At 59.6% G+C, this 25,767-nt stretch carries 28 protein-coding genes and 1 tRNA gene; 10 read left to right on the top strand and 19 right to left on the bottom strand.

Annotated elements, in window-relative coordinates:
- The first annotated feature begins 19 nt into the window (after nt 1-19).
- Genes metA through ACEWPJ_RS08075 form a run of 4 tightly spaced genes read left to right on the top strand, consistent with a single transcriptional unit; the run spans nt 20 to nt 3,407 of the window.
- Nucleotides 20-937 carry a homoserine O-acetyltransferase MetA gene (gene metA, locus ACEWPJ_RS08090; RefSeq protein WP_416512285.1) on the top strand — a complete coding sequence of 306 codons (918 nt, stop codon included), beginning with the start codon at nt 20-22 and terminating at the stop codon, nt 935-937.
- The gene (locus ACEWPJ_RS08085) at nt 927-1,922 is read left to right on the top strand and encodes an alpha/beta fold hydrolase (RefSeq protein ID WP_416512283.1); all 996 of its coding nucleotides are present in this window, start codon (nt 927-929) and stop codon (nt 1,920-1,922) included. The genes metA and ACEWPJ_RS08085 overlap by 11 nt, the downstream gene beginning before the upstream one ends.
- A gap of 5 nt (nt 1,923-1,927) precedes the next feature.
- Entirely contained in the window at nt 1,928-2,797 is an 870-nt protein-coding gene (gene ppk2, locus ACEWPJ_RS08080) for a polyphosphate kinase 2 (protein WP_416512282.1), read from the top strand.
- Entirely contained in the window at nt 2,790-3,407 is a 618-nt protein-coding gene (locus ACEWPJ_RS08075; RefSeq protein ID WP_416512280.1) for a TetR/AcrR family transcriptional regulator, read from the top strand. The genes ppk2 and ACEWPJ_RS08075 overlap by 8 nt, the downstream gene beginning before the upstream one ends.
- Before the next feature lie 133 nt (nt 3,408-3,540).
- Here the strand turns inward: ACEWPJ_RS08075 and rpsI are convergent, their stop codons facing one another.
- The 3 genes from rpsI to ACEWPJ_RS08060 form a co-directional block, all read right to left on the bottom strand.
- The gene (gene rpsI, locus ACEWPJ_RS08070; RefSeq protein ID WP_416512279.1) at nt 3,541-4,029 is read right to left on the bottom strand and encodes a 30S ribosomal protein S9; all 489 of its coding nucleotides are present in this window, start codon (nt 4,027-4,029) and stop codon (nt 3,541-3,543) included.
- A 2-nt stretch (nt 4,030-4,031) separates the two neighbouring features.
- A complete protein-coding gene (gene rplM / locus ACEWPJ_RS08065; protein ID WP_416512278.1) occupies nt 4,032-4,496 on the bottom strand; it encodes a 50S ribosomal protein L13 in 465 nt (154 codons plus the stop codon).
- A gap of 203 nt (nt 4,497-4,699) precedes the next feature.
- Nucleotides 4,700-5,125 (bottom strand): PaaI family thioesterase, encoded by a 426-nt coding sequence (locus ACEWPJ_RS08060; RefSeq protein ID WP_416512277.1) that lies wholly within the window; start codon nt 5,123-5,125, stop codon nt 4,700-4,702.
- A gap of 57 nt (nt 5,126-5,182) precedes the next feature.
- Here ACEWPJ_RS08060 and ACEWPJ_RS08055 point away from each other — a divergent pair, with 57 nt between their 5' ends.
- Entirely contained in the window at nt 5,183-5,974 is a 792-nt protein-coding gene (locus ACEWPJ_RS08055; protein ID WP_416512276.1) for an enoyl-CoA hydratase, read from the top strand.
- 9 nt (nt 5,975-5,983) lie between these two features.
- On the opposite strand, the gene ACEWPJ_RS08050 is transcribed toward ACEWPJ_RS08055, so the two are convergent.
- Genes ACEWPJ_RS08050 through ACEWPJ_RS08040 form a run of 3 tightly spaced genes read right to left on the bottom strand, consistent with a single transcriptional unit; the run spans nt 5,984 to nt 9,413 of the window.
- On the bottom strand, nt 5,984-7,462 hold the full coding sequence (locus tag ACEWPJ_RS08050; RefSeq protein WP_416512274.1) for a carboxypeptidase M32: 1,479 nt from the start codon (nt 7,460-7,462) through the stop codon (nt 5,984-5,986).
- A 1-nt stretch (nt 7,463) separates the two neighbouring features.
- Nucleotides 7,464-8,603, bottom strand: a complete 1,140-nt coding sequence (ctaA, locus tag ACEWPJ_RS08045; RefSeq protein ID WP_416512273.1) for a heme A synthase — start codon at nt 8,601-8,603, stop codon at nt 7,464-7,466.
- A gap of 54 nt (nt 8,604-8,657) precedes the next feature.
- Nucleotides 8,658-9,413 (bottom strand): RNA methyltransferase, encoded by a 756-nt coding sequence (locus tag ACEWPJ_RS08040; RefSeq protein ID WP_416512272.1) that lies wholly within the window; start codon nt 9,411-9,413, stop codon nt 8,658-8,660.
- A 162-nt stretch (nt 9,414-9,575) separates the two neighbouring features.
- On the opposite strand from ACEWPJ_RS08040, the gene ACEWPJ_RS08035 reads away from it, so the two are divergent.
- Nucleotides 9,576-10,196 (top strand): thiamine phosphate synthase, encoded by a 621-nt coding sequence (locus tag ACEWPJ_RS08035; protein ID WP_416512270.1) that lies wholly within the window; start codon nt 9,576-9,578, stop codon nt 10,194-10,196.
- 63 nt (nt 10,197-10,259) lie between these two features.
- Here the strand turns inward: ACEWPJ_RS08035 and ACEWPJ_RS08030 are convergent, their stop codons facing one another.
- From ACEWPJ_RS08030 to ACEWPJ_RS08020, 3 genes are all read right to left on the bottom strand, one after another.
- The gene (locus ACEWPJ_RS08030; protein ID WP_416512268.1) at nt 10,260-11,111 is read right to left on the bottom strand and encodes a lysophospholipid acyltransferase family protein; all 852 of its coding nucleotides are present in this window, start codon (nt 11,109-11,111) and stop codon (nt 10,260-10,262) included.
- Nucleotides 11,108-11,887: a GNAT family N-acetyltransferase gene (locus ACEWPJ_RS08025; protein ID WP_416513024.1), complete on the bottom strand. Its 780-nt coding sequence runs from the start codon at nt 11,885-11,887 to the stop codon at nt 11,108-11,110. Before ACEWPJ_RS08025 ends, ACEWPJ_RS08030 begins: the two co-directional genes overlap by 4 nt.
- Nucleotides 11,888-12,011: 124 nt before the next feature.
- Entirely contained in the window at nt 12,012-12,194 is a 183-nt protein-coding gene (locus ACEWPJ_RS08020; RefSeq protein WP_416512267.1) for a DUF3553 domain-containing protein, read from the bottom strand.
- 27 nt (nt 12,195-12,221) lie between these two features.
- On the opposite strand from ACEWPJ_RS08020, the gene ACEWPJ_RS08015 reads away from it, so the two are divergent.
- Nucleotides 12,222-12,833: a histidine phosphotransferase family protein gene (locus ACEWPJ_RS08015; protein WP_416512266.1), complete on the top strand. Its 612-nt coding sequence runs from the start codon at nt 12,222-12,224 to the stop codon at nt 12,831-12,833.
- Between the two features lie 8 nt (nt 12,834-12,841).
- Here the strand turns inward: ACEWPJ_RS08015 and ACEWPJ_RS08010 are convergent, their stop codons facing one another.
- The 7 genes from ACEWPJ_RS08010 to ACEWPJ_RS07980 all read right to left on the bottom strand — a co-directional run bounded on the left by ACEWPJ_RS08010 (nt 12,842) and on the right by ACEWPJ_RS07980 (nt 18,569).
- On the bottom strand, nt 12,842-14,107 hold the full coding sequence (locus ACEWPJ_RS08010) for a glutamate-5-semialdehyde dehydrogenase (protein WP_416512265.1): 1,266 nt from the start codon (nt 14,105-14,107) through the stop codon (nt 12,842-12,844).
- A 59-nt stretch (nt 14,108-14,166) separates the two neighbouring features.
- Nucleotides 14,167-15,273 (bottom strand): glutamate 5-kinase, encoded by a 1,107-nt coding sequence (gene proB / locus ACEWPJ_RS08005; RefSeq protein ID WP_416512264.1) that lies wholly within the window; start codon nt 15,271-15,273, stop codon nt 14,167-14,169.
- The gene (obgE, locus tag ACEWPJ_RS08000) at nt 15,261-16,298 is read right to left on the bottom strand and encodes a GTPase ObgE (RefSeq protein ID WP_416512263.1); all 1,038 of its coding nucleotides are present in this window, start codon (nt 16,296-16,298) and stop codon (nt 15,261-15,263) included. The genes proB and obgE overlap by 13 nt, the downstream gene beginning before the upstream one ends.
- A gap of 66 nt (nt 16,299-16,364) precedes the next feature.
- On the bottom strand, nt 16,365-16,907 hold the full coding sequence (locus ACEWPJ_RS07995) for a GNAT family N-acetyltransferase (RefSeq protein WP_416512262.1): 543 nt from the start codon (nt 16,905-16,907) through the stop codon (nt 16,365-16,367).
- Nucleotides 16,904-17,509: a LysE family translocator gene (locus ACEWPJ_RS07990; protein ID WP_416512260.1), complete on the bottom strand. Its 606-nt coding sequence runs from the start codon at nt 17,507-17,509 to the stop codon at nt 16,904-16,906. The genes ACEWPJ_RS07995 and ACEWPJ_RS07990 overlap by 4 nt, the downstream gene beginning before the upstream one ends.
- A gap of 83 nt (nt 17,510-17,592) precedes the next feature.
- Nucleotides 17,593-17,862 carry a 50S ribosomal protein L27 gene (rpmA, locus tag ACEWPJ_RS07985; protein WP_416512258.1) on the bottom strand — a complete coding sequence of 90 codons (270 nt, stop codon included), beginning with the start codon at nt 17,860-17,862 and terminating at the stop codon, nt 17,593-17,595.
- An 11-nt stretch (nt 17,863-17,873) separates the two neighbouring features.
- Nucleotides 17,874-18,569 carry a 50S ribosomal protein L21 gene (locus tag ACEWPJ_RS07980; protein ID WP_416512257.1) on the bottom strand — a complete coding sequence of 232 codons (696 nt, stop codon included), beginning with the start codon at nt 18,567-18,569 and terminating at the stop codon, nt 17,874-17,876.
- Nucleotides 18,570-18,757: 188 nt separating this feature from the next.
- Here ACEWPJ_RS07980 and ACEWPJ_RS07975 point away from each other — a divergent pair, with 188 nt between their 5' ends.
- Nucleotides 18,758-19,069: a hypothetical protein gene (locus ACEWPJ_RS07975; protein WP_416512256.1), complete on the top strand. Its 312-nt coding sequence runs from the start codon at nt 18,758-18,760 to the stop codon at nt 19,067-19,069.
- Between the two features lie 63 nt (nt 19,070-19,132).
- Entirely contained in the window at nt 19,133-21,289 is a 2,157-nt protein-coding gene (locus ACEWPJ_RS07970; RefSeq protein WP_416512254.1) for a sulfotransferase, read from the top strand.
- Here ACEWPJ_RS07970 and ACEWPJ_RS07965 read toward each other — a convergent pair.
- Complete coding sequence (locus ACEWPJ_RS07965) at nt 21,286-22,107, bottom strand: hypothetical protein (protein ID WP_416512253.1); 822 nt, start codon at nt 22,105-22,107, stop codon at nt 21,286-21,288. The genes ACEWPJ_RS07970 and ACEWPJ_RS07965 overlap by 4 nt on opposite strands.
- A 170-nt stretch (nt 22,108-22,277) precedes the next feature.
- On the opposite strand from ACEWPJ_RS07965, the gene ACEWPJ_RS07960 reads away from it, so the two are divergent.
- A tRNA-Ser gene (locus ACEWPJ_RS07960) sits at nt 22,278-22,367 on the top strand.
- Nucleotides 22,368-22,427: 60 nt separating this feature from the next.
- On the opposite strand, the gene glpK is transcribed toward ACEWPJ_RS07960, so the two are convergent.
- Together glpK and glpD are read right to left on the bottom strand one after the other, a co-directional pair.
- The gene (glpK, locus tag ACEWPJ_RS07955) at nt 22,428-23,912 is read right to left on the bottom strand and encodes a glycerol kinase GlpK (RefSeq protein ID WP_416512252.1); all 1,485 of its coding nucleotides are present in this window, start codon (nt 23,910-23,912) and stop codon (nt 22,428-22,430) included.
- 129 nt (nt 23,913-24,041) lie between these two features.
- Nucleotides 24,042-25,646 (bottom strand): glycerol-3-phosphate dehydrogenase, encoded by a 1,605-nt coding sequence (gene glpD, locus ACEWPJ_RS07950; RefSeq protein ID WP_416512250.1) that lies wholly within the window; start codon nt 25,644-25,646, stop codon nt 24,042-24,044.
- Nucleotides 25,647-25,767: the final 121 nt, after the last annotated feature.

Raw genomic sequence — 25,767 nt, 5'->3', positions numbered from 1 at the left:
TCCGATCTAGGAGTCATCTATGCCGATCAAATTGCCCTCCAGCCTGCCCGCCTTCGACGTATTGTCGAACGAGGGCGTGATGGTGATGGGCGAAGGTCGCGCCGCCCGTCAGGATATCCGCCCGCTTCAGATCGGGTTGCTGAACCTGATGCCGAAAAAAATCCAAACGGAAACGCAGTTCGCCCGGTTGATCGGCGCGACGCCACTTCAGATCGAACTGTCGCTGATCCGCATGTCTGAGCATGAAACGAAGAATACCGCCGCCGAGCATATGGAGGAGTTCTATCAGTCGTTTCAAGAGATTAAGGAGCAAAAGTTCGACGGCCTCATCATCACCGGCGCCCCCATCGAACACCTGCCGTTCGACAACGTCACCTATTGGGATGAGTTGAAAGAGGTTATGGACTGGACGCAAACCAACGTCCATTCCACCTTTGGCGTGTGCTGGGGCGGCATGGCGATGATCAATCACTTCCATGGCGTTGAAAAACACATGCTCGACGCCAAGGCGTTCGGCTGTTTCCGCCACCAAAACCTTGCGCCCGCCTCGCCCTATCTGCGCGGGTTTTCGGACGATTGCGTGATCCCGGTCAGCCGTTGGACCGAAATGAAACAAGCCGAAATCGACGCGACGCCTGACCTTATCACCCTGCTTGGCAGCGACGATGTCGGCCCTTGTCTGGTTGAGGATACGGCGCACCGGGCGCTCTATATCTTCAACCACTTTGAATATGACAGCTTCACGCTGAAGGAAGAATATGATCGCGACGTAGAGGCCGGCACGCCGATCAATGTGCCGATCAACTACTATCCCGACGATGATCCAGAAAACGTCCCGCAAAACCGGTGGCGCAGCCATGCGCATCTGCTTTACGGTAACTGGATCAACGAGATCTACCAGACCACACATTTCGACATGGAAAAAATTGGCACTTAGAAGGATCATCCTGTCTGGCCTCGCGGCGACGCTCGGCCTCGCCGCGCTGACGTCGTGCACGGCCAGCCAGCGGGAAGCCTCCGCGCGCGATCAGTATCCGCCGCAGGGCCGCTTCGTCGAGGTCGACGGCACGCGCATGCACGCGGTCGTCGAAGGCAGCGGGCCGGATCTCGTGCTGATCCACGGCGCGTCGGGGTCCCTGCGCGACTTCACCTTCGACCTGGTAGGCAGGCTCGCGCAGGAGTGGCGGGTGATCGCGATCGACCGCCCCGGCTTCGGCTGGTCGGAGCTGCCGGATGAAAGCCCCGGCCTCGCCGTGCAGGCCCGACTGTTGCGCGGAACCGCGCGCTCGCTCGGGGCAGAAAAACCCGTGGTCATGGGGCACAGTTATGGCGGTGCGGTCGCGCTCCGCTGGGCGTTGGACTATCCAAACGACATTGCCGCGCTCGTGCCGTTGTCGGCGCCTTCGCAAACTTGGGAAACCGGCCTTCCGCCGTTCTACAGCTTCCTCAACTCTGACTTCGGCGATGCGGTCGGCGTGCCGCTCATCACCGCGTTTGCTCCGGATTCGACGCTTGAGAACGCGGTGCGAGAGGTCTTTGCACCGAACCCGATGCCCGAAGATTACGCCGCGCATTTCGGTCCCGAAATGACACTGAGGCGCCAGACGTTGCGCACGAATGCGTGGCAGCGCAAGGTGCTGAAAGAGGAACTGCGCGGCATGATCCCGAACTATCCGCGCATTTCCGTCCCGGTCGAGATCGTGCACGGCGTGGCGGACACGACTGTCGGTTTGTCGATCCATTCGGAACCGCTGGCGGGCCAGATCCCCGGCGCGCGCCTGACACCGATGCCGGGAATCGGCCACATGCCGCATCACGCCGATCCAAAGACGGTCATCGCAGCGATCAACCGTGCTGGCGCGCGCGCCGGATTGCGCCGGCCCTCGCCGAACGCCATAGTCGAACCAGAGGCCGAGGAGTAAGCACGATGACCCTTCCCTTCGACGGTGCGATCAGCGCATTTTACAAGAACGAGGCTCCGAAAGAGGTGCGCGAGGCCATCGCGGAGGGTGGAAAGAAAGACATCCTGTCCGAAAGCTACCCCTATGACGACCGGATGGACCGCAACGAATACGAAGACACACTGCGCGCGCTCCAGATCGAACTGGTGAAACTGCAGGCTTGGGTCAAGGACAGCGGCGCGCGCCTTTGCGTGGTATTTGAAGGGCGCGATGCTGCCGGAAAAGGCGGCACAATCAAACGCTTCCGCGAAAACCTTAATCCAAGGGTCGTCAAAACAGTCGCCCTGTCAAAGCCGACTGAAAAGGAAGCGACACAGTGGTATTTCCAGCGATATGTCGAACATCTGCCTGCGGGTGGTGAAATCACGCTGTTCGACCGCTCTTGGTATAACCGCGCAGTGGTGGAGCATGTGTTTGACTTCTGCACCCCCAAACAGCGCGCGCATTTCTTTCAGCAGTTGCCAGAGTTTGAAAATATGCTGGTCGACGAAGGCATCCACTTCGTCAAACTGTGGCTGAACGTCGGTCGCGCCGAACAACTCCGTCGTTTTTTGTCGCGCGAGGGTGATCCCCTGAAGCAGTGGAAGCTTAGCTGGATCGACGTTGAAGGCCTGAACCGGTGGGATGAATACTCCGCCGCGATTGCCGAAACCTTTGAAAAGACGCACCGCCCTGACGCGCCGTGGACGGTCGTTCGGTCCGACGACAAGCGCCGGGCAAGGATTGCCGCCATGCGCGCTGTCCTTTGTGGGATTGACTATGCCGGCAAGGACAAAGACGTCGCCTGCCCGCCCGATCCCAACATTTGCGGCGGACCGGACATCTGGGATGTCTAAGCGGGGCTACCATCATGGCAACCTGCGCGCCGCTTTGGTCGAGGCGGCGCTCGCTTTGATCGAAGAAAAAGGCCCGACCGGATTCACTCTATCTGAGGCTGCGAAACAGGCCGGTGTGACCCCAGCCGCCGTTTACCGCCATTTCGAGGGGCGCGAAGACCTGATCGCCGAAGCCGCACTTCAAGGCTATGAGATTTTTGGCGACCTGATGGCGCACGCTTATGACAAGGGCCAACCGTCTGCGCTTGCATCGTTTGAGGCGACGGGTCGCGCCTACCTCGCCTTCGCGCGACGGTTCCCGGGCCACTATGTTGCGATGTTCGAAAGCGGCATCTCGGTCAACCGCTCGCCCGAACTCGCCCATGCCGCGACCCGCGCGATGGGCGTGCTGGAACGCGCCGCCGAGGAACTCTCCCGCCATATCCCTGCTGATAAACGCCCCCCCGCCAAGATGTTCAGCGCGCATATCTGGGCGATGAGCCACGGCGTTGTTGAACTCTTCGCTCGGGGCTCTCCCGGCACGAAAAGCCCCTTTCCGTCCGAAGACCTCCTCGAGTCCGGGATTGGCATTTATCTCAGGGGCCTCGGCCTTATCGACCCCGATACTTAACCATTTTCCCCAAATATCCTCGCCCGGCGCCCGACAGGCGGGTTTCCCGCCGAGAGGGAAGGCGAAATAAGTATGCCAACAGAAAAGGCCGCCCCAAACAGGAGCGGCCTTTCCAACAACATGTCGCAGTGAATTAACGCTTGGAGAACTGGAAGCTCCGGCGGGCCTTGGCCTTACCGTATTTCTTCCGCTCAACCACACGGCTGTCGCGGGTAAGGAATCCAGCGGCTTTCAACGCGCTACGCAGGCTGGGTTCGTAAAGCTGAAGCGCTTTCGAAATACCGTGCTTGACCGCACCGGCCTGACCGGACAATCCACCGCCTTTGACGGTTGCAACAACGTCGAATTCACCGTCGACACCGGCAACCGAAAACGGCTGGCGCAGGATCATTTGGAGCACCGGACGGGCAAAGTAGGCGTCCATGTCCTTACCATTGACCGAGACCTTGCCGGACCCCGGCTTGATCCAAACGCGGGCAACCGCATCTTTCCGTTTACCGGTCGCGTAAGAGCGGCCGAATTCGTCGCGAACAGGTTCACGCGGCGCAGCGACTTCAACAGCTGCTTCGGTACCGGACACGGCTTCGTTCAGCTCATCGAGAGATTTGATATCTTCAGCCATGATCAAGCGTTCCTGGTGTTTTTGGAATTCATGGATTTTACATCCAGCACTTCGGGGCTTTGCGCCTCATGTGGATGATCGCCGCCCGCATAAACGCGCAGGTTCGTCATCACCTGACGCGACAGACGGTTGCCGGGCAGCATGCGCTGAACGGCCTTGGTCACGACGCGTTCCGGGTGTTCCCCTTCAAGGATCTGACCCGCGGTGCGGGATTTGATCCCACCGGGGTAGCCGGTGTGACGGTAATAGACCTTGTCAGAGCGTTTCTTGCCGGTCAGCTGAATCTTGTCAGCATTGATGACAATAACATTGTCGCCCATGTCCATATTCGGTGTGAAGCTCGCCTTGTGCTTGCCGCGCAGGCGCATGGCGATGATCGAAGCAAGACGACCCAGAACAACGCCTTCGGCGTCGATCAGGATCCATTTCTTTTCGATATCCGCCGGAGTAGCGGTGAAGGTTTTCATTTGTATTAACCCTGTAATATCTGGGTGCAGAGGCGATGCCGCCCCTCTTTCATTCGGATGGACGGGTTTTACAGGGTATGTGCGCACAGTCAAGCGCCATCGTGTGCAATTTAGTGAAGAAAATCAACGCGATATAAATACGGTATTATTTTACCCCACCATCTACACCGCGAAACCACCTGAATAACATGCAACCGGGCCCACTACGCCCGCTCCGGTGGGATCGAATAAGTCAACCCAGCCCTCGCAACGGGCTGCCCCCCGCCTTCCGAATAGATCAGAACATCGCCAACCGCCAAAACTCGCCCTAGTTTCAGTAACCGCGCGGTGGCAACCAAGGCACGACCCGATTCCGGCTTGCGCATAAAGTCGATTGAACAATTCGTAGTCACAGCCAGCGCCTTCGGCCCGATTCGAGACAAAATTGCAAGATAGATGCTGACATCCGCGAGGCTGAACATCGACGGCCCCGACACCGTTCCGCCGGGCCGCAGGTTTCGATCACTCACCGCCATCCGCACAGTGATCTGCGCATCATTGACGGTCAGCACTTCGAAATCATCCGAGACTTGGGGAAACGCCTTAACCAGAAACGTTTGCAACTCATCACGCGACATTTTCAACGGCATACTTTTCCTCTCGGCATTGACGGCCTAAGGTTTGCCCGAAACCCGAGGGAGGGCAAGATGGCAGATCTGGTTTTGCGAAAAGATTCCGGCGCGGTCGCGCGGCTGACCTTGAATAGCCCCGGCAACCTCAACGCGCTGTCCGACACCATGATCGCGCGGTTGCAAGACGAACTGTCCCGCCTTGCCGAAGACCGGTCGATCCGGGTCATCATCCTCGCGGGCAGCGGCAAAGCCTTTTGCGCCGGGCATGACCTGAAAGAAATGACGCGCGGGCGTTCGGCGGAGGATGGCGGCAAGGCCTATTTCGCCGATCTATTTGAACGCTGCGCGACGCTGATGATGACGCTGCCGCAGCTTCCGCAACCTGTCATTGCCGAGGTCCACGGCATCGCCACAGCCGCCGGGTGCCAGTTGGTCGCGTCTTGCGATATGGCCGTTGCCGCCGCCGGAACGCGGTTTGGTGTCAATGGTGTGAATATCGGCCTGTTCTGCTCAACCCCCATGGTCGCGCTAAGCCGCAACATTCCCCGCAAGCAGGCGTTTGAGATGCTGACAACAGGGGCGTTCATTGAGGCCGAAAAAGCGGAAACGCTTGGCCTCATCAACCGGGTCGTGCCGCAAGACGATCTGGCGGCGGAAACCATGCGATTGGCAGAGACGGTCGCCGCAAAACTCGGGTCCGCCGTGAGGATCGGCAAGCAGGCGTTCTATGAACAGGCGCAGATGCCGCTTGATCAGGCCTACGCCTACACCGGTCAGGTCATGGTCGAAAACATGCTGGATCGCGATACCGAAGAAGGAATTTCCGCTTTCCTTGAAAAACGCGACCCGGAATGGGAACAGCCCTGAGTCGATCGCTCAGAGCTTGTAGATCGCGCTGAACTTCTCTTCGAGATAGTCGAGCAGCGGTGCCTCAGTCGGCCGGAACCCGCAGGCCTGTTCAACAACCTCGCGCGGCTCAAAAAGGCCACCGTGCCGCTGCAGGTTCTCGCCCAGCCAGCCCGTCGCGGCAGAGGTGTCGCCCTGCGCCAACCCCTCGTCCAGATCCGGCACCGCATCCCGCAGCGCCTTGTGCAGACACCCGGCATAAACATTGCCGAGGCTGTAGGTCGGGAAATAACCGAACAAGCCAACCGACCAGTGTACGTCCTGAAGGCATCCGTTCGACGGCTTATCGACGGCAAAGCCAAAGTCCGCCTCAAAACGCTCATTCCACGCGCCGGGCAGATCGGCGACTTGCAGATCGCCAGAGATAAGCGCGCGTTCCAGATCGAACCGCAGCAGAACGTGGAGGTTATATTGCAGCTCATCCGATTCCGTGCGGATGTAGCCCTGCCCGACCCGATTGACGACGCCGTAGAATGCGTCCGCATCCCCAACGCCGATGTCACCGAAGGACGCCGTCATCTGATCGAACAACCACCCGGTAAAGGCACGCGAGCGACCAATCTGGTTTTCGTAAATCCGGCTTTGGCTTTCATGCACCCCCATCGACACGCCCTGTCCAAGCGGCGTCAGCAGATACGCGTCGTCGATCCCAAGCTCGTAAGCTGCATGGCCGACCTCGTGAATCGTCGAATAGAAACAATTGAACGGGTCATCCGCCGCCGTCCGCGTCGTGATCCGAGCATCCGTGCCGGAGCCGGAGGAAAACGGATGCACCGCCTTATCCAGCCGCCCACGGTCAAAGTCATAGCCAAAGGTTTCGGCCAGCTTGCGGGCCAGCACCAGTTGCTTGCCTTCATCGAAGCTGCCGGAAACTCCTCCGGGCTGGTGATCTGCGCCCATGATGCGTTCCCGCAGCGCGATCAGGCGGGGCCGAAGCGCGCCGAACATCGCCTCAAGCTCTGCCCCGGTCGCACCGGGTTCGTAGTCCTGCAACAGCGCGTCGTAGCGGCTGCCACCATTTGCCAGCGCCTCCGCTTCCTCGCGCCGCAATTGCAGCACCTTGGCGAGTGTCGGGGCGAAGGCGTCGAAATCCTCATTCGCACGGGCGTCGGCCCAAACGCCTTGGGCAAGGCTCGTTTCCCGCGCGATGGCGGCGGCAAGGGCGGCGGGCACCTTGGTGTTGCGGTCGTAGTCACGGCGGATGTGACGCAACTGGGCCTGCCCCTCGCTCGACAATGTGCTCGCATCAATCGCGGCCAACCACTCACCCACACGCGGATCTGTGCGGCGGGCGTGGAGGACACCTTCAATCGCTGCCATCTCCTCGCCCCTCTGGGCCGCAGCACCACGAGGCATGACGGTTTCCTGATCCCAGCCAAGCCTACCCGCGATCTGCGCCAGCGCTTCGGTGTCGCGCTGGAACTCCATCAACTCATGATAGGCGGGCATCTTAACCTCTTACGCTTTGGGATAACGGATATTGCGCGCGGTGACGGGCGCGCAGGATCAGCACCCACGCTACAATCGCACCGATCTGGTGAGTGATGGCAATATGCCACTGCGCAGCCTGCATGACCGTGACAATCCCAAGCAGCATTTGCAGGATGAGCATCGCGAAGGCAGCGGTAAACGCGCCCTTGGTCGCGGTATAGCCACTGGTACGAGTGCGACGCCAGACGACAATGGCAAAGATAACAAGCAGATAGCCCGAGACCCGGTGCAGGAACTGAACCAACGCCGGGTTTTCAAAGAAATTCGACCACCACGGCGATAGGTTCATCATTCCATCGGGGATCACCTGGCCGCCCATCAAGGGCCAATCGATATAGCCGCGCCCGGCATCAATCCCCGCGACCAGCGCACCGAGCAGGATTTGCAGAAACGCGAAATGCATGAGGCCCGTCGACAGCGAAAATAACTTTCCCTCCCGGCCCCGCCGCGCCTGCATCAACTGCGCTTCGGGTCGGCTGAGCATCAGGATATACCACGTGGTCAGCCCAAGGATCACAAAGGCAAGGCCAAGATGGATCGCCAACCGGTATGACGCGACATCGACCATCCGCCCGGTCAGGCCAGACGATACCATCCACCAGCCAATCGCGCCCTGAACACCGCCAAGCACACCGAGGCCAAGCAATCGTCCCGTCCAACCCGTCGGCATCCGCTTCGTCAGCCAGAAAAACAGGAACCCGACACCCCAGACGAGGCCGATGACCCGGCCAAGCTGGCGATGCCCCCATTCCCACCAGAAGATCGATTTGAACTCCGCCAGCGTCATCTCGCTGTTCTGAATCCGGAATTCGGGGATCGCCTGATATTTCTCAAACTCCGCTTGCCAATCGGTGTCGGAGAGGGGCGGCACAGCACCGCTGATCGGTTGCCATTCGGTGATCGACAGCCCGCTATCGGTGAGCCGCGTCAGACCGCCAACCACAATCATGATCGCGACTAGGGCGAAGATCGCGATCAGCCATCCCCGAACCGCCCGCCGGGCACCCCTCGGTGCGCGGTCGATCACGCCGGTCTTCGGCGTGGCCTCCGCAGGCTTTGCGTCGTCGACCTCTTCAAAAATACTGCGCTTCTGACTCATCTCAGCCCCCGGCCCGTTTCCGGCAAACTATGGTGGCGGCGGGGTGTCTGCAAGTCACTCCCCGCGTTCTTTCCAACGCACCATTTGCCGCAGGATGCCGTGAAACACCTGCACATCCGCGCGGGTCATCGGCATCCGGCTCCAGAGGTTTCTGAGGTTGGTTTTCATACCGTCGGCCTTGGTTTCGGGAAAGAAAAACCCGGCCTGCGCCAACCGTTCCTCATAGTGATCGCCGAGCTTTTGAACCTCAATCGCCTCGGCGAATTCGGTCTTAGCCATCTCAACCACCTCGGCCGGGGCGTCCACCGACTGTCGGCGCCACTCATACGCCGTCAGCAAAACGCACTGAGCCAAGTTCAGCGACGCGAAATCAGGATTAACGGGAACAGAGATAATGGCATTGGCAAGTGCAACATCTTCATTCTCAAGCCCCGCACGCTCAGGCCCGAACAGAACACCGACCTTCTGACCGCTCGCAATCAGGGCGCGGGCATGATCCATCGCGCGTTCAGGCGTCATGATCGGTTTCGTCAGCCCGCGATGCCGTGCCGTCGTCGCAAATACAAAGTTACAATCGGCAATCGCCTCGCCAACGTCAGAGAACAACCCCGCCTCGTCCAGCAACCGCCCTGCCCCCGATGCCATCGCGCCCGCTTTGGGGTTCGGCCATCCGTCGCGCGGTGCTACGATCCGCATCCGATCAAGGCCAAAGTTCCACATCGCACGGGCCGCCGCGCCAATGTTCTCGCCCATCTGCGGGCGAACAAGGATCATCGCGGGCTGTGGCCCGGTCCAGGGTCTGTCGGTCATCATGCGCGCCTTCGGAAAATTGCCTGCGGCGTGATACGCTCTGGACCGGCCTCTGGCAAGGCGCGGGGGCAACGCGAAACTGGCGACCCGCAGCCGACATCAAGTAGCCAATTGGGAAAATCCCCGCTATAGCAGCCACACCACCAATGACGGAGCCCGACAATGGCCGACGCCGAGCAGCCACAGATCTACCTCATCACCCCGGCAGAGTTCGAACTGCTGCAATTTCCGCAAACGCTTTCGAGGGTTCTCGATGTGACGAACATCGCCTGCGTGCGCCTTGCCATGGCAACGCGGGATGAGGATCGGATCGCAAAATCCGCGGATGTGCTCAGGGAACTGTGCCATGCCCGCGACATTGCGCTCGTGATCGACAGCCACGTGATGCTGGTCGAACGGCTTGGCCTTGACGGTGTGCACCTGACAGACGGCGCCCGGTCAGCCCGGAAAACCCGCAAGACGCTTGGTGCGGATGCAATTGTCGGTGCGTTCTGCGGCGCGTCCCGTCATGACGGCATGACAGCGGGCGAGGCTGGCGCGGACTACATCAGCTTTGGCCCCGTTGGCGCGACCCCGCTGGGCGACGGCACGCAAGCCGACCCCGATCTGTTCCAATGGTGGTCCGAAATGATCGAAGTGCCCGTGGTCGCCGAAGGCGCGCTCGACATTGAAACGATCCGCGCCCTCGCGCGCTACACGGACTTCTTCGGGATCGGAGAGGAAATCTGGAACGCCGAAGACCCGGCTGCGCATCTCGGCCATCTCCTCTCCGCCATGCACTGACCGCCGCCACCATTTTCCAAAAATATCCCGCCGGAGGCTTTGTGCGACCAAAGGTCGTGCAAATCACGTGGTCGGCTGCAACACCTCTTCTGCCTCAAACGGTAACGCGCCGCGCACAACCGCTTCGCAGTGCTTTGCAAGCGCCTTGCGATCTGGAAAATCTGCGACCCTGACCGGCGGGTGGTAGACCACTTCAACCCGGCCCTGCCGCGCAACGGCCAGAGTGCGCAACAGATGCGGGCCAAATCCCATATCGCCCCACCAGCCGTAAAACCGCGCGTCATGTCCCGGCGGTGCGTAGTAGACGACCGTAACCGGCTGCACCTCCAAACTGTCGCGCAGATTGTCGGAAAAGAACGCTGAAAACAGCGTCGACTTGAACGACAACACGCGAAGCCCGTCGGTCGATGTTCCTTCCGGAAAAAACAACAGCTTGTGCCCGGCGTTCAGCCGCTCCTCGAAAATCCGTTTCTGCTCAACGGCTTCGCTGCGGTTTCGATTGATGAACACCGTTCCCGTCGCCCGCGCGAGCCAACCGATACCGGGCCAGTCTGCGACCTCGGACTTTGATACAAAGTAAATCCGCTTCCGCGCATTCAGCGCAAATATATCAAGCCATGACGCATGATTTGACACCACTGCCCCCTGCCCCCGCATCGCGGTGCCGCGGGTCGAATATCCAAGGCCGAGGATGACAAACGCAGAACGGCAGACAAACTGCGTGATGTAAGGCGTAACAGGGCGGCGCACCCCGAACAGGGGCCGCTCGACGATCCGTATAAGGATAAGTAGCAACAAGCACCCAAAGGTCACAAGCGCAAGGGCCGTTCCGCGAAAGACGGCCCGGACCCAACCGGGCAGCGAAATCCGCTCAGGCTCCGGTTCAACCTCCGGCCGCCAGGTTGAGGATGTCACGCCCCCCGCCCCTCGACATACAGCTTGGTTTGCTTGGGGTTCAGGCGTTTCGTGTCCATCAGCACGCACACATCCGTGGTGTTGAATGCGTGGTCGATAAACGCGCCATCCCCAACGAAACCGCCCAAACGCAGATAGGCTTTGATCAACGCGGGCGTCGCCACCATCGCGCGGCGACGATCGACAGCATCCCCATCAAGCAGGTTCATCGACTGGTAATGTGCGCTCTGTGCCCGGACCCGTAGATCCTCCGGCGCGAGGTGATTGTGATAGAGGTAGGAAAGAGGTTCTTTTACCTCGTCAACATCGGTGCCGTGGAACGACGCAACGCCGAACAGCACCTCCACCCCGTTCTTCAGCACATACTCGGCCAATCCGTTCCACAAGTGGAACATCGCCATCCCACCGCGATAATCCGCGTGAAGGCAGGATCGGCCAAGCTCCAGCAGTTTACGTCCGGTTTTCTTGAGCGGGTCGAGGTCATATTCATCTTCGGAATAGAACCGCCCGATTTCGTCGGCCTTTTCCCCCAAAAGAAGCCGATAGACCCCGATGACGTGATCCAACTCCGCCTCACTCCGACGTTTGTCAATCAGGATCAGGTGATCATAGAACGGATCGAACGCATCGCGCTCTAGCCGTTTGTCGTGATCCACAAGCTCTCCGTCACCGCCGAGTTCGTCTACGAAGACGTCATAGCGCAAGCGCTGCGCCGCCAGCAGGTCGGGTTCTCGCTGGGCCAGACGGATCTCAAACTTCGGATCGGCGACTTTCATCGTGTCGTAAATGTCCTGTTCCCCTTGTGTTCGTGGCGTTCTACGCAGCGGACCACTGATTTGCAACATGCGCCCCGGCGGCAATGTATACTCGCGTTATGGTTGTAGTCGCTTTGCTGGTATGTCAGGAGTCAAACACCAACTCCAGCTCAACCCGCGATGTATTGAGAACCACCTTGCCGATCTCTTCGAAGTTAACCGTTAATTTACCACCGATGTTCGATTGTATCTGCCCAAGCCCCCAATCAGGCTCGGCCGGATTTCGAACGAGCATTCCGGGCTCATAGATCGCACTCGGATCATCCATATCGCTCTCCTGACAGGATCATCGCCCATGACGACGCCCCAAACCTTGACCAAGCCAGATCTGACCGCCCTGCTCGGCTCTCGTATCTGTCACGACCTTATTAGCCCTTTGGGCGCAATCGGCAATGGGGTAGAGCTTTTGGCGATGGCGCAAGCGTCCGATAGCCCCGAACTGTCGCTGATCAGCGAGAGCGTGGAAAACGCCAACGCCCGCATCCGGTTCTTCCGGGTCGCGTTCGGCGCGGCGGACACTGACCAGCAGATCGCCCGGCGAGAAGTGTGTTCGATCCTGACCGCCTACTGCAAGGCCGGGCGGATTTCGATTGATTGGCAGGTCACGGCGGACCCGATCCGCGCGACGGCCAAGCTCGCGTTTCTCCTCATCCAGTGCTTGGAAACGGCAATGCCCTTCGGCGGGCAGATCGTTGTCACCGAAGACTCCGGGCGCTGGCAGTTGGAAGGCCGGACCAAAAAGCTAAAGATCGAACCGGAGTTGTGGGAGGTATTGTCAAACCCCACCGCCGCGCAACAAGTGCGGCCCGCAGAAGTGCAATTCGCCCTAGTGCCGCAAACGATCCACGACCTGAACCGCAAATTGCAAGTATCCGTGGAAGATGGCGGCGTGCGTATCAGTTTCTGACGCAGTGCTTAGTCGCGCGTCGTCCCGTTCCCGGCGACGAGGTATTTGAAGCTGGTCAGTTGCTCTGCCCCGACCGGGCCGCGTGCGTGCATTTTTCCGGTCGCGATACCAATCTCGGCCCCCATGCCGAACTCTCCACCATCCGCGAATTGGGTTGAGGCGTTGTGCATCAGAATTGCACTGTCGAGCCGTTGAAAGAACCGCGCGACTGCGGCGTCGTCTTCAGTCAGGATGCAGTCCGTATGAGAGGAGCTATAGCGCCGGATATGAGCAATCGCGTCGTCGACATCGTCAACGACCCGCGCCGCGATAATGGTATCAAGGTATTCCCGGCCCCAGTCGTCGTCTGATGCGGCGGTCGTGCCTTCAATCTGCTGCAAACCGTCATCTGCACGCACCTCAACACCCTCAGCGATCAGCGCCCGCACGATCTCTGCCCCCAAACCGTCAGCAATGTCGCGGTGGATCAGCAGGCACTCCGCCGCGCCGCAAATCCCGGTGCGCCGGGTCTTTGCATTCAGAACAACACGCAGCGCCTTTTCGCGGTCGGCAGCCGCATCGACATAGATATGCACGATGCCTTCCAAATGGGCGAAAACCGGCACCCGCGCTTCCCTTTGAACAAGGCCGACAAGCCCCTTGCCACCACGGGGCACGATCACATCGATATGGTCGGTCATCGTCAGCATTTCGCTGACGGCAGCACGATCACGGGTCGGCACCCTTTGGATTGAGTCTTCGGGCAGGTTCGCGGCCTTCAATCCCTCGACCAGACAGGCATGGATCGCGTCGGAGCTATGAAAACTCTCCGACCCACCACGAAGGATCACGGCATTCCCGGCCTTCAGGCAAAGTGCGCCGGCATCCGCCGTCACGTTGGGTCGACTTTCGTAAATCACGCCGATCACGCCAAGCGGGGTTCTGACCCGTTTGATGTTCAGGCCCGTCGGGCGATCCCACTCGGACATCACCTCGCCAACCGGATCAGGCTGCTCGGCTATCGCGCGAAGCCCATCCACGATGGATCGCACCCGCCCCTCATCCAGCATCAACCGGTCAAGCATTGCGTCGGACAGGCCTTTTTCGCGGGCGTAGTCCATATCCTTCGCGTTCGCCGCAATAATGTCCGCACGGCGCGCCCAAACGGCATCGGCGGCAGCGATCAAGGCGGCGTGTTTGCGCTCGGCTGAGGCGAAGGCAAGCTCCGCACTCGCGGCGCGGGCGCGGCGGCCAATGTCATCCATCAGCGTTTGAATCGAGTCTTGGTCTTTCATCGGATCGGTCCGTGATTTGGGCGGGTCTATCCCGAGGGATCGTTTTAGCAGCAAGCCCGCTAAAGCGCCATATCATCGCGGTGGATCAAGGCGGCGCGGCCCGGATAGCCCAAGATGTCTTCGATCTGGCGGGATTGGCAGCCTTTGATGGCCGTTGCCTCGTCTGCTGTATAGCGGATCAAACCGTGGCCGAGGCGCTCTCCGTCTGGGCCGAGGATAGCGACTGGATCGCCCCGGCCAAACGCACCGGATACACGGGTTACACCAGCGGGCAGCAAGCTTTTGCCCTGTTGCAAGGCGTGGGCGGCCCCCGCATCGACCTGCACGTCGCCCCTGGGGTTCATCGACGCGATCCAGCGTTTGCGGGCGGCTTGCGGGTCCGTTTGCGCCAGAAACCACGTGGCGCGAGCGCCGTTTTCGATGGCCTGAAGCGGGCGGATCACCGACCCTTCCGCAATCGCCATCGCGCAGCCCGATCCGGTCGCGGTCTTCGCCGCGAGCAGCTTGGTGCGCATCCCGCCTTTCGAGGTTTCTGAGGTCGCCTCCCCCGCCATCGCTTCGATTTTGGGTGTGATGGCTTCGACAATCGGCAAATGTTCTGCGGTCGGGTCGACCTGCGGATTTGCGGTGTAGAGGCCGTCAACGTCGGACAGCAGCACAAGCTGATCCGCGCCAACTGTCACCGCAACTTGCGCGGCAAGCCGATCGTTGTCACCAAACCGGATCTCATCGGTTGCGACAGTGTCGTTTTCATTGACGATTGGCACGACCCCAAGCGACAGCAGCTGTTCAAACGTCGCGCGGGAATTCAAATAGCGCCGTCGGTTCGCGCTGTCCTCCGCCGTCACCAGAACCTGCGCCGTTGTGATGCCGTGGGGGGTCAGCGCCTCTTCATAAGCTCGGGCGAGCTGGATTTGCCCGACGGCGGCGGCAGCTTGGCTTTGTTCGAGCGATAGCGTGCCATCGGGCAGCTTCAAAACCCGGCGCCCAAGCGCGATTGATCCGGAGGAGACGAGAACGACATTCGCCCCCCGCCCCCGCGCTGTGGCGACATCCTCTGCCAACCCGTGCAGCCAGTCGCCGTGCAGCCGCCCCGTTTCGCGATTGACCAACAGGGCAGAGCCGATCTTGACAACCAGCGTGCGCGCTGTGCTTAGGGTCGCCACGGCTGAGGCTCCTCACCCGCTTCCTTGATGCGGATGCGATCATCTTCGATCTGGGCGCGCACGGCCCGCAGCACCTCCGTCAGCCCTTCGTGGCTGACGCCAGACATCTGCAAGACGGGACCGCCGACAGCCTCCTGCAGAAGTGCGGCACGTTCTGCGCGTTCCTCATCATCCAGCGCGTCAATCTTGTTCAGCGCGGTGATGCGAGGTTTTTCGGCAAGTGCACCGCCATAGGCTTCAAGCTCGCCAATAATGGTCTGATAATCCTCGACCAGCGTTTCGGACGTTCCGTCAACCAGATGCAACAGCACCGCGCAACGCTCGACGTGGCCAAGGAAACGATCCCCGATCCCGCGTCCCTCATGTGCGCCTTCGATCAGGCCGGGAATGTCCGCGACGACGAACTCCGCATTGTCTACGCCAACGACCCCGAGGTTCGGGTGCAGCGTGGTGAACGGATAATCCGCAATCTTGGGGCGGGCATTCGATGTCGCCGCTAGGAAGGTGGATTTACCGGCGTTCGGTAGGCCCAGAAGGCCCGCGTCCGCGATCAGTTTCAGGCGCAGCCAAAGCGTTCGCTCGACGCCCGGCTGGCCCGCGTTCGCGCGGCGCGGTGCTTGGTTCGTTGAAGACTTGAAATGCAGGTTGCCAAAGCCGCCATTGCCCCCCTTCGCAAGCACAACGGTCTGGCCGACCGCTGTCATATCGGCAATAACCGTTTCCTGATCTTCGTCGAGGATTTCGGTGCCGACCGGCACGCGCAGAATGATATCATCGCCGTCATGACCGGTGCGCTGCTTGCCCATTCCGGGCTGGCCACTTTTGGCAAAAAAGTGCTGCTGGTAGCGGAAGTCGATGAGCGTATTGAGCCCGTCAACAGCTTCGGCAATCACATCACCGCCGCGCCCGCCGTCGCCGCCATCAGGGCCACCATATTCGATATACTTTTCCCGCCGGAAGCTGACACAGCCCCCGCCACCACCACCGGAACGGATATGAACTTTGGCGAGATCGAGGAACTTCATAGGTGCGGCTTTCGATTGGTTGGCCCCCGCGATAGTCGAGTTCGCGGGCGACCTCAAGCCTTGCTGCTAGGCGCTAAGCTTTCGCAGGTAGGTCCATGTCGCAACATTCGCGCCACGTGCAACGCTGTGCGTCTCGGCATCGCCAAGGTATTCAAACCCGGCCTTCGTCAGAACACGGGCCGAGGCCGGGTTATCCTGAAATACCTGTGCAAAGATCGTTTCGCAATTCTGCGGGTTGGCACGCAACAACGCTTCGACCGCTTCGGAGGCGAGGCCTGTGTTCCAGAACGCAGGCGCCACCCAATAGCCGACCTCAGACTGCGCACGCTCCATCCGGTCAAGACCGATCACACCCAGCACTTCGGAATGACCAAGCTCTGTCCCGTCCATGATCCAAACGTCCTCGGTCCGCTCCTCATCAAGTGCGCGGGCGATAAACGCGTCTGTTGTTCCGGGCGGCAGCGGATGCGGAATCGAAGATGTCGCCTCGGCGACGCGCTTGTCAGACGCATACATTTCCAGAAGCCCGGCATCGGAACGGCGCACGGGGCGCAGGATGAACCGGTTGGCTTCGATCACAGGTTGGGTGACGATCGTCTCGTATCTCATGCCTTCCCTCCTCCGAAAAGCACATAGAGGACGCTGGCGACTGTCAGCGCCGCCAATGTCCACATCAGGTATTTTTCTGCCGTATGTCCGGCGACTGCTCTTGCAAGCCTCTCTCCCCCGTACGTCCAGATAGGGTGCAGGACGATTTGGGCCGTAAAGAGGCAGATGGCGATCAATGCTGTGGCGTTCAAGGTTGACGTACCCGCCGAAACGAATGCGGTGAACCCGGTTGTCGTCATCGCCCACGCCTTTGGATTGAGTGGGTGAACAAGCAATCCGGCCTTAAAACCAGGCGCTTTCGCGCTTTTCGTATCCATATCCAGCCGCATATTGGCGACGCGCCAGGCCAGCCAGAAAATATATCCGGCCGAGATCCATTTCAGCGCCTCAAACAGCAGTGGAACGCGGTCCGCGAGGCCCATCAGGCCAAAACCAATCGGCCAGATGATCAGCTGCTTTCCGACCACAACGCCCGCAACAAACGGCAGTGCTGCCTGCAAGCCATAGCGCGCACCCGTTGCCATCAGTGCCATGTTAGCGGGCCCCGGCGTGCCGACCTGACTGACGGCGAAGATCAGAAATGCACCTGTTGCGACGGCCATCTAACGGGCCTTTCAAACATTGAAACGAAAAAGGGATCGGCGGTCTGCCGATCCCCTGATATCTTTAACCTATGCGGGTTCGGCTATTCAGCGGCCTCCGCCACTGGAAGGACCGATACAAAGGTGCGGCCTTTGAAGCCCTTGCGGAAGGTCACTTTCCCTTCGGCGGTCGCGAACAGGGTGTGATCCTTGCCCTGCCCTACGTTTTCACCCGGCCACCATTTGTTGCCGCGCTGACGCGCGATGATGTTGCCCGGGATCACGTCCTGACCACCGAACTTCTTGATACCCAGACGACGACCGGCAGAGTCGCGACCGTTTCTGGATGAACCGCCTGCTTTCTTATGTGCCATCGTGTCTCTCCTTAACCTTTAGCCAGTTCTTTGGCCTGAGCGATCCAGTCTTCACGCTCGATCCGGCCTTTGAACGACAGTTTCTCGTCCATCTCTGCAACGTCTGCGTCCGACCATGCCGCGATTTGGGCAAAGGTAGTGACGCCAGCTTCGTTCAGCTTCTTCTCAAGCGCGGGACCAACGCCCGACAGTTGCTTGAGGTCATCAGCCGCTGCTTTCGCCGCAGATTTCTTCGGCGCCGCTTTTTTAGCTTCGGCTTTCGGCTCTGCCTTCTTCGGCTCGGCTTTCTTGGCTTCGGCCTTCTTCGGCGCTGCTTTTTTCTTTGCGGGCTTCGCGGCTTCGACTGCGACTGCCGAAACGGAGCCCGCACCGATTGCTGCCTTGACCCCGGATTTATCACCGCCTTTTTCAAGGATATCGGTGATTTTCAGCAGGGTCAGCTGCTGACGATGGCCCTTCGTCCGCTGCGAGCCGTGCTTCCGGCGGCGCTTGACGAAGTGGATGACTTTATCGCCTTTGATCTGGTCGACGACTTCGGCTTGAACAGCCGCGCCTTCGATGGTCGGTGTGCCAACGGTGGCCCCAACCATAAGAATCTCATTGAACTGGACTTTTTCGCCAGCATCTGCAGCCAGTTTTTCAACGCGGAGCATATCGCCCGATTGAACCTTGTACTGCTTGCCGCCAGTCTTGAGGACTGCAAACATTCGCTTTTCCTTCGTTTCCCGCGTCCTGTGGCCCCCGGCGTTCCGGGTGTTTGTGCCGTTTCCGGCGCCGCGAACAGCGCGCCCTATCCGAGCGTGGTTTCGCTTATCTCTGCAAGCATCCCTTGCACAGAGCCGCGTATATCTGTGCATATGACCGCGAAGTCAAGCCATTCATCGCGGGAAATACCATGCGCACCACCCTTTTTCTTACGGTTCTTTTGTCGGCCCTTTGGGGGTGCTCCACCCTACCGCCGATGGCGTCGTCAAATCCCGCAACTGCACCCGGTCAGAATACCGAGGTTTTCGTTAAACAAAACCACGCAGCCCTAATCGCGGACATCGAAGCGGGCGGCGGCGCAACGCTGACGCAAGCCTATGACATGATGGATGTCAACGCGGCCACTCGCGACATCGCAACGCTGCGCCTGCAATCGGAACTGTCGTTATATCGCACAAGCCCCGGTGCTTTGATGATCGCGCTAAGGCTGCACAGCGGATAACCCCCTTGGACCTTGCGGTGCTTTTCGCTAGAGACCGGATAAGCATCGTAAACGAGGTTCTGAATGCTACCGATCAATCCTTCGAAGATCCCGCAGCTTTATTCGCAAGCGCTCGATTTGCAGAATAAGGGCCGCGCGAAGGAAGCTTTGGCGATCTACCAGAACATTCTGCAAGCCAATCCGAAGATCGCAGAGGCGCATTTTCAAATTGGCCAAATCCGCATGAAGGCATTGGATTTCGAAAGCGCCGCAAAGGCGTTTGGGCAAGCTGCGGCCCTCAAACCGAAACAGCCCGCAATCTGGCAAAGCTATGCAGAGGCGTTGTTGCGGCTGGACGACGCAACCGCCACCTCAGCAGCATTGCGCCAGCTTGAGGCATCCGGTCTGCCCAGCGACACTCGCCAGAAGATTAGCCAAAGGCTTTCCAATCGATCCGGTAAGACAAAGGTCGATACCGGCGGCATACGGCCCGAGCGTCTGCAGGATGTCGTCAGGGCGCTCAATGCGGGCGACGCTGCTGCAGCGGAACGCAAGGTGCGCGCCCTGCTGCGTCAACATCCATCTGTCCCGGTTCTTCATACCATGCTGGGCGGAGCTTTGCGGCAAAAGGGCGACTTGGATGGTGCCGGTAAGACATTTCGCAAGGCCATCGCGCTCGACGGATCATACGCCGAAGCCTATTCCAACTACGGCGATCTGCTGCTCAGCAGTGGCGATGCGGCCGGCGCGGTCGAACAACTTGAACACGCGCGATCCCTGACGCCCCGCGCGCCTGCTACGCTCGCCAACCTCGCCAACGCCTATCTTTCGCTGGATCGGCGGTCCATAGCGCTTGATCTGCTGGATCGGTCGATCAAGATCGACCCGAACAACCCCATCGCCTACCGGACCCGCGCACAGATCCACGCCAAGGACGGCCTGCATGACAAGGCGCGGGATGACCTAAAGAAATGCCTCGCGCTCGGCCTAAAAACCGCGCAGGTCCATCAGTTGCTTGCCAAAGCCCTCGCCGCGCTTGGGGATCGCGACGCCTCTATCGCGACGATCGACAAGGCCATCGCGATGGAGCCAAAGAACGCGGCTATGTATTCGGCCAAGGCCACAATCCTGCAATCGCTTGGCGATTTCGACGCTGCCGCCGACATCTTTCGGCAGGCCTATGAGGTTGATCCGACGAACGGCCAAATCTATCGCACCTTCAGCGCATCCCATAAGTTCACCGAGGATGATCCCGTGCTGGCGTTGATGGAAGACACCTATGCCCGCGATGATCTGCGCCAGCATGACCGGATGCAGCTTGGGTTTGCCCTGTCAAAAGCGATGGAGGACATCAAGGCGCATGATCGCGTATTCACCTACCTCAACGACGCAAACCGCCTGGTGCGCGAGGAACACAAGTATCACATCAGCCAGCGCCGGGATGAAGTTGACCGTATGAAAAAAGCGTTCGCGGGGTTCAAGCCTGACGGCCACCCCCTGACGAACGACAGCGATTATGCTCCGATCTTTGTCACCGGTATGCCCCGGTCGGGCACAACGTTGATCGAACAAATCCTCGCCAGCCATTCGACCGTCACCGGTGCCGGTGAGACAGGCCGCTTCGCCCGCCAAGGCTACGGTTTGATGCTGCCACCGAGCGGGGATCGCGCGATTGGGAATATCACCCGCGCCGAGATCAGTGCGCTTGCGGATGACTACAAAGCCTATATCGAAACGCTGCTGCCCGGTTCCGACCGCATTACCGACAAGTCGATCCAGACTTATCTGGTGATGGGGCTTGTCTGGCTTTCCATGCCGAACGCCAAGGTGATCGTCGTGCGCCGTGATCCGCGCGACAACCTGCTGTCGATCTACAAGAACGTCTTCCCGGACGGCACACACCTATACAGCTATGACCTACACGACCTTGGCCAATATTATCGGATGTTCGTTGAAATGATCGACTTCTGGCGCGGCATCGCCCCGGATCGGTTCCATGAAATCAGGTATGACGATCTGATCGAAAATCCAGAGGAAGAAAGCCGCAAGCTTGTCGCGGCGGCCGGGCTTGAATGGGAAGACGCGTGCCTGAACTTCCACGAAAACAAGCGCAAAGTGGACACGCTAAGCGTCTATCAGGTGCGTCAACCGATCTACAAATCGTCGCTGAAAGCGTGGAAACGATATGAGGCGGAGCTTCAACCGCTGTTTGACAGCCTCGGCGACGTGCTTGACGATTAAATGTCTTCGCCCGCGATAAACAACGCGACGGCGTCGCCCAGATTGTGCGAAATCTCAACGAACATCTCGTCAAACGCAACGAACAGCGCGCGATTCATCGCTTGGCCCTCTTCGGTTTCGGACATGGCGATATACGCTTCGATATCGTCATCGGTGAGCGGCCCGTAGGCCATCAGAAGGTAGGACAACACCCATTCGGTGGTTTCCATCCTTATCTCTGGCTCTTGCGACCAAACGTCGATCAGGATTTGCTGCTCCGTCAACTCGCCCTCGAACGCGCCGCCTTCCTGCAAGCCGCGAAAGAACGCTAGGTTTGAGTTGAGCGCCCCTTCGACATTGGCATCGATCAGATCGTTCACATCCGAATAGCGGCGGATCAGTTCTAATCGGTCCGATCCGTCGGATTCCGCGATGTGCAGGGTTTCTCGCGCGGTTTCCTCTACCGCTTCGTCGAGCAGTGCGCGGCGCGCGCTTAGCTCCAACTGGATGATTTGATGGCCCCTGTCCGAGCTGAAGAAGTTAATCAGCGGCGTCTGATCGACACCCGCCATTTCTGTTTCAAAATGGCGGTCGAACATCGCCCGCATGCGGGACGTGTCGTAGATTTGGTCGATCCGCTCATCCCAATGCGCGCCACCCTGCCCGCCGAGCATTTCATCGCGAAGCTCATCGCCATAGCCAAGCCCTTCTTCGCGCATGATTTCGATCACCTCGGCGATCCCAATGACCTCAGACAGCGCGTCAACGTCCTTCGCCTGCGATGAGAGCGGCACCAGACCCAGCGCGAAACAGGCTGCTGTTACGAATTTCCTGATCATCGGACCCTCCACACCCTCATTGGTCGATGATCCCGTGGTAGAGCGTCCGAACGGGATTGCCAAGGGAGGAGCGTGTGGAGTTTCGAAGGTTTGATCTTCGGCGCAGTCGTCCCAAAAATAGGTTGCGCCCATCGTGCTCGCGGATTACATCCCCCCGCGTGACCCTTCGCGGAGAGGTGCCGGAGTGGTCGAACGGGGCGGTCTCGAAAACCGTTGTGGGTGCAAACCCACCCAGGGTTCGAATCCCTGTCTCTCCGCCACATGCCTTTCGCGCTGCGAAATGCCTGGAAAATCCCCCACATCGGCAAGTGGCAGTCGTTTCAAACGCTTAGCGTCGCCTGAACAGCCCGTTTCCAGCCATCGTATTTCCGGGCGCGATCACCTGAGTCCATCGCAGGATCAAACCGCCGCTCCAGCGCCCACGCCTCGGCGAACCCTGCCTGATCCGGGTAGATGCCGGCGCGCATCCCGGCGAGCCATGCAGCGCCGAGCGCCGTTGTTTCCAACACCTCTGGCCGATCGACTGGCGCGTCAAGAATGTCAGACAGGAACTGCATCGCCCAGTCAGAAGCGCTCATCCCGCCGTCGACCCGCAAGACGGCGCTGTCGCCGCCTTCCCAGTCGGCGTTCATTGCCTCCATCAGATCGCGAGTCTGGTAGCCGACGCTTTCAAGCGCCGCGCGCGCGAATTCGGCAGGGCCGGAGCCGCGAGTCAGACCGTAAATCGCGCCGCGACAATCGGCGTTCCAATACGGTGCGCCAAGGCCCGTGAACGCAGGCACCAGAATAACATCCTGCCCCTCATCCGACGCTTCGGCGAGGGGCTGGGTTTCTTTCGCATCCCGGATGATTTTCAGACCGTCCCGCAGCCATTGTACGACCGCGCCCGCGATAAAGATCGACCCTTCCAGCGCGTAGGTCGGCTTTCCATCGAACTGGTAGGCAATCGTCGTCAAAAGCCTGTTTTCCGACTTAACCGGCGTATCGCCGGTATTCAGTAGCGCGAAACACCCGGTTCCGTAGGTGGATTTCAGCATCCCCGGTTCAAAACACGCCTGCCCGACCGTCGCCGCTTGTTGATCGCCCGCGACGCCCAGAATCGGAATCTCTCGCCCGAACAGATCGCTTCGAGTCATGCCAAAATCAGCGGCGGAGTCCTTCACCTCCGGCAACATCTCCATCGGAATGTCGAGAATATCGCAAATCGTGCTGCTCCAGCGCCCTTTGTGGATATCGTAAAGCAAGGTCCGCGCGGCATTCGTTGCATCGGTGACATGTGACTGGCCTCCGGTCAGCTTCCAGATCAGGAAGCTATCGACGGTGCCGAACAAAAGCTCCCCTTTTCGGGCGCGGTCACGGGCACCATCGACGTGATCGAGAATCCATTTCAGCTTGGTGCCCGAAAAATACGGGTCAAGCAGCAGTCCGGTCTTTTCGGTGAATGTCTCTTCTTTCCCGGCATCCCGCAGTTCCCGGCACAATTCGGCCGTGCGCCGGTCCTGCCAGACAATCGCGTTGTGGATCGGCTTGCCGGTTTCGCGATCCCAAACGACGGTGGTTTCCCGCTGGTTAGTGATACCGATCGCGGTGATATCTGCGGCTGTGATCCCGGCGCGTTCGATCACTTCGCGGCAAGTGCCCGCAGTGGTCGACCAAAGATCGCTAGGATCATGCTCCACCCATCCCGACTTTGGGAAATGCTGCGGAAATTCTTCCTGCGCCGTGGCGGTGATCTTCATCGACTTGTCAAACAAGATCGCGCGGCTGGAGGTCGTGCCCTGATCGATAGCGAGGATATAGGTCATGAAGCAGTTATACCTTCTTGTCTAAAACGGCGGGGGTGATCCCAGAGATCGACCCCCGTCACTGCTTAGCGGCATGTGGCCCACACGATACCGCCGAGCATACTCGGAAGGGAAGAGGCTGCGACGCCCCTACCCCGTGATCGCCTTGGCAGTGTGATCGGACCGTGCGTCGGCCATCCACTTTTCAAGGTGCCCGATCTGGTCAGTGCTCAACCGCAGGCCAAGCCGGCTGCGGCGCCAAACGACATCCTCGGCGGTTTGGGCATATTCGTGAACCATTAACCAGCGGACTTCGCGCTCTGTGAGGGTCGCGCCAAACGCCTCGCCGAGTGCGTCGGCGTCTGTCGTGCCCTCAAGCATCACGAACGCATCCGTTCCGTATCCGCGCACCAGCCGCCGCGCCCAGAAATCATCAAGGAACGGGTGTTGGGTTTTGAGGTCGGCAATCAGCTTTTCAACATCCGCGACCGGAAAGTCGCCACCGGGCAAGGGCACGCCAGCAGTCCAGCTTTCCGGCGTTCCATTGAAGAACGGAGCGATCTTTTCAAGAGCGTGTTCAGCGAGCTTGCGATAGGTCGTGATCTTGCCGCCAAAGACGTTCAGCAACGGTGCGCCGTCATCGTTGACCTTCAAAACATAGTCCCGCGTCGCTGCCGTCGCGGATGTCGCGCCGTCGTCGTAAAGCGGCCTGACGCCCGAATAGGTCCAGACGATATCGTCCTCAGTCACCGGGCGCTTGAAGTATTGCGAGGCAAATTTGCGCAGATAATCCGCCTCTTCCGGCGTGCAGACGGGTTTGACGGAGACATCTTCGTGGTCCGCATCCGTCGTGCCGATCAGCGTGAAATCCGTCTCATACGGGATCGCAAAGATGATACGCCCGTCCTGCCCCTGGAAGAAATAGCATTTGTCATGATCAAACAGCTTTTTCGTCACGATATGGCTGCCGCGAACAAGGCGCACGCCTTCGGTCGCGTTGATGCGGGCGGTGTTGCGGATGATGTCTTCGACCCACGGGCCACCGGCATTGACCAACATCCGCGCCTTGTGGACGGTGACCGCGCCGCTTGCGGCGTCCTCGGTCGTTACCTCCCAAAGATCGCCTTTGCGCTCGGCGGCTGTGACCTTTGTGCGCGTCATAATCCGCGCGCCCCGCGCCTCTGCATCGCGGGCGTTCAGCACCACAAGGCGCGAGTCCTGAATCCAACAATCCGAATATTCATAAGCGGTTGCAAATCGATCTTGAAGTGGCTCTCCAACCGGATCGGTCCGCAAATCGACGGTCTTTGTGCCGGGCAGTATCTTGCGCCCGCCGAGATTGTCGTAAAGGAACAGGCCGAAGCGGATCAGCCACGCCGGGCGACGCCCCTTCATCCACGGCATGACAACGCTCAGGATCTTCGACGTCGGCGTTTCGCCCTCGAACCGCATATCCTTGTGATAGGGCAGCACGAACCGCATCGGCCAGCCTATGTGGGGCATGGCGCGAAGCAGCGTTTCACGCTCTTTCAGCGCTTCGCGGACCAAGCGAACCTCAAAATACTCCAAATAGCGCAAGCCGCCGTGGAACAGCTTTGTCGATGCTGAGGACGTGGCGGAGGCAAGATCGTTCATCTCGGCCAAGGTCACGGACATGCCGCGCCCGGACGCATCACGGGCAATGCCGCAGCCGTTGATACCGCCCCCGATAACGAACAGATCGACTACACCGTCTCTTCCCGACGACTCCGACATGATGGCCCCTGATTTGGTTTGTTGAATAGGTGCAAGAAACACAAACGCGCAAAATAGGTCAACTCGAATATTCGTTTTCTTTCGGTTTATAGATTTTCATGTGAAAGCAGGACGTTGAAAG

The sequence above is a fragment of the Aliiroseovarius sp. YM-037 genome (genome assembly GCF_048060095.1).
Lineage (GTDB): Bacteria > Pseudomonadota > Alphaproteobacteria > Rhodobacterales > Rhodobacteraceae > JBLUOA01.
Note: the sequence above shows the minus strand (reverse complement) of the source record. Positions and strands in the feature narration are given on the sequence as shown.

Excerpts from the sequence above, each read along its gene's own strand:
- ppk2 (WP_416512282.1), top strand. The coding sequence starts at position 1,928 with ATGACCCTTCCCTTCGACGGTGCGATCAGCGCATTTTACAAGAACGAG.
- ACEWPJ_RS08075 (WP_416512280.1), top strand. The coding sequence starts at position 2,790 with ATGTCTAAGCGGGGCTACCATCATGGCAACCTGCGCGCCGCTTTGGTC.
- metA (WP_416512285.1), top strand. The coding sequence starts at position 20 with ATGCCGATCAAATTGCCCTCCAGCCTGCCCGCCTTCGACGTATTGTCG.
- glpK (WP_416512252.1), bottom strand. The coding sequence starts at position 23,912 with ATGACCTATATCCTCGCTATCGATCAGGGCACGACCTCCAGCCGCGCG.
- ACEWPJ_RS07965 (WP_416512253.1), bottom strand. The coding sequence starts at position 22,107 with ATGATCAGGAAATTCGTAACAGCAGCCTGTTTCGCGCTGGGTCTGGTG.
- ACEWPJ_RS08040 (WP_416512272.1), bottom strand. The coding sequence starts at position 9,413 with ATGACCGACAGACCCTGGACCGGGCCACAGCCCGCGATGATCCTTGTT.
- ACEWPJ_RS08010 (WP_416512265.1), bottom strand. The coding sequence starts at position 14,107 with ATGAAAGACCAAGACTCGATTCAAACGCTGATGGATGACATTGGCCGC.
- ACEWPJ_RS08020 (WP_416512267.1), bottom strand. The coding sequence starts at position 12,194 with ATGGATGATCCGAGTGCGATCTATGAGCCCGGAATGCTCGTTCGAAAT.
- ctaA (WP_416512273.1), bottom strand. The coding sequence starts at position 8,603 with ATGAGTCAGAAGCGCAGTATTTTTGAAGAGGTCGACGACGCAAAGCCT.
- obgE (WP_416512263.1), bottom strand. The coding sequence starts at position 16,298 with ATGAAGTTCCTCGATCTCGCCAAAGTTCATATCCGTTCCGGTGGTGGT.
- ACEWPJ_RS08050 (WP_416512274.1), bottom strand. The coding sequence starts at position 7,462 with ATGCCCGCCTATCATGAGTTGATGGAGTTCCAGCGCGACACCGAAGCG.
- ACEWPJ_RS08015 (WP_416512266.1), top strand. The coding sequence starts at position 12,222 with ATGACGACGCCCCAAACCTTGACCAAGCCAGATCTGACCGCCCTGCTC.
- ACEWPJ_RS08025 (WP_416513024.1), bottom strand. The coding sequence starts at position 11,887 with ATGAAAGTCGCCGATCCGAAGTTTGAGATCCGTCTGGCCCAGCGAGAA.
- glpD (WP_416512250.1), bottom strand. The coding sequence starts at position 25,646 with ATGTCGGAGTCGTCGGGAAGAGACGGTGTAGTCGATCTGTTCGTTATC.
- ACEWPJ_RS08035 (WP_416512270.1), top strand. The coding sequence starts at position 9,576 with ATGGCCGACGCCGAGCAGCCACAGATCTACCTCATCACCCCGGCAGAG.
- rplM (WP_416512278.1), bottom strand. The coding sequence starts at position 4,496 with ATGAAAACCTTCACCGCTACTCCGGCGGATATCGAAAAGAAATGGATC.
- ACEWPJ_RS07990 (WP_416512260.1), bottom strand. The coding sequence starts at position 17,509 with ATGGCCGTCGCAACAGGTGCATTTCTGATCTTCGCCGTCAGTCAGGTC.
- ACEWPJ_RS08055 (WP_416512276.1), top strand. The coding sequence starts at position 5,183 with ATGGCAGATCTGGTTTTGCGAAAAGATTCCGGCGCGGTCGCGCGGCTG.
- ACEWPJ_RS07980 (WP_416512257.1), bottom strand. The coding sequence starts at position 18,569 with ATGTTTGCAGTCCTCAAGACTGGCGGCAAGCAGTACAAGGTTCAATCG.
- rpsI (WP_416512279.1), bottom strand. The coding sequence starts at position 4,029 with ATGGCTGAAGATATCAAATCTCTCGATGAGCTGAACGAAGCCGTGTCC.
- ACEWPJ_RS07975 (WP_416512256.1), top strand. The coding sequence starts at position 18,758 with ATGCGCACCACCCTTTTTCTTACGGTTCTTTTGTCGGCCCTTTGGGGG.
- ACEWPJ_RS07995 (WP_416512262.1), bottom strand. The coding sequence starts at position 16,907 with ATGAGATACGAGACGATCGTCACCCAACCTGTGATCGAAGCCAACCGG.
- rpmA (WP_416512258.1), bottom strand. The coding sequence starts at position 17,862 with ATGGCACATAAGAAAGCAGGCGGTTCATCCAGAAACGGTCGCGACTCT.
- ACEWPJ_RS08060 (WP_416512277.1), bottom strand. The coding sequence starts at position 5,125 with ATGCCGTTGAAAATGTCGCGTGATGAGTTGCAAACGTTTCTGGTTAAG.
- ACEWPJ_RS07970 (WP_416512254.1), top strand. The coding sequence starts at position 19,133 with ATGCTACCGATCAATCCTTCGAAGATCCCGCAGCTTTATTCGCAAGCG.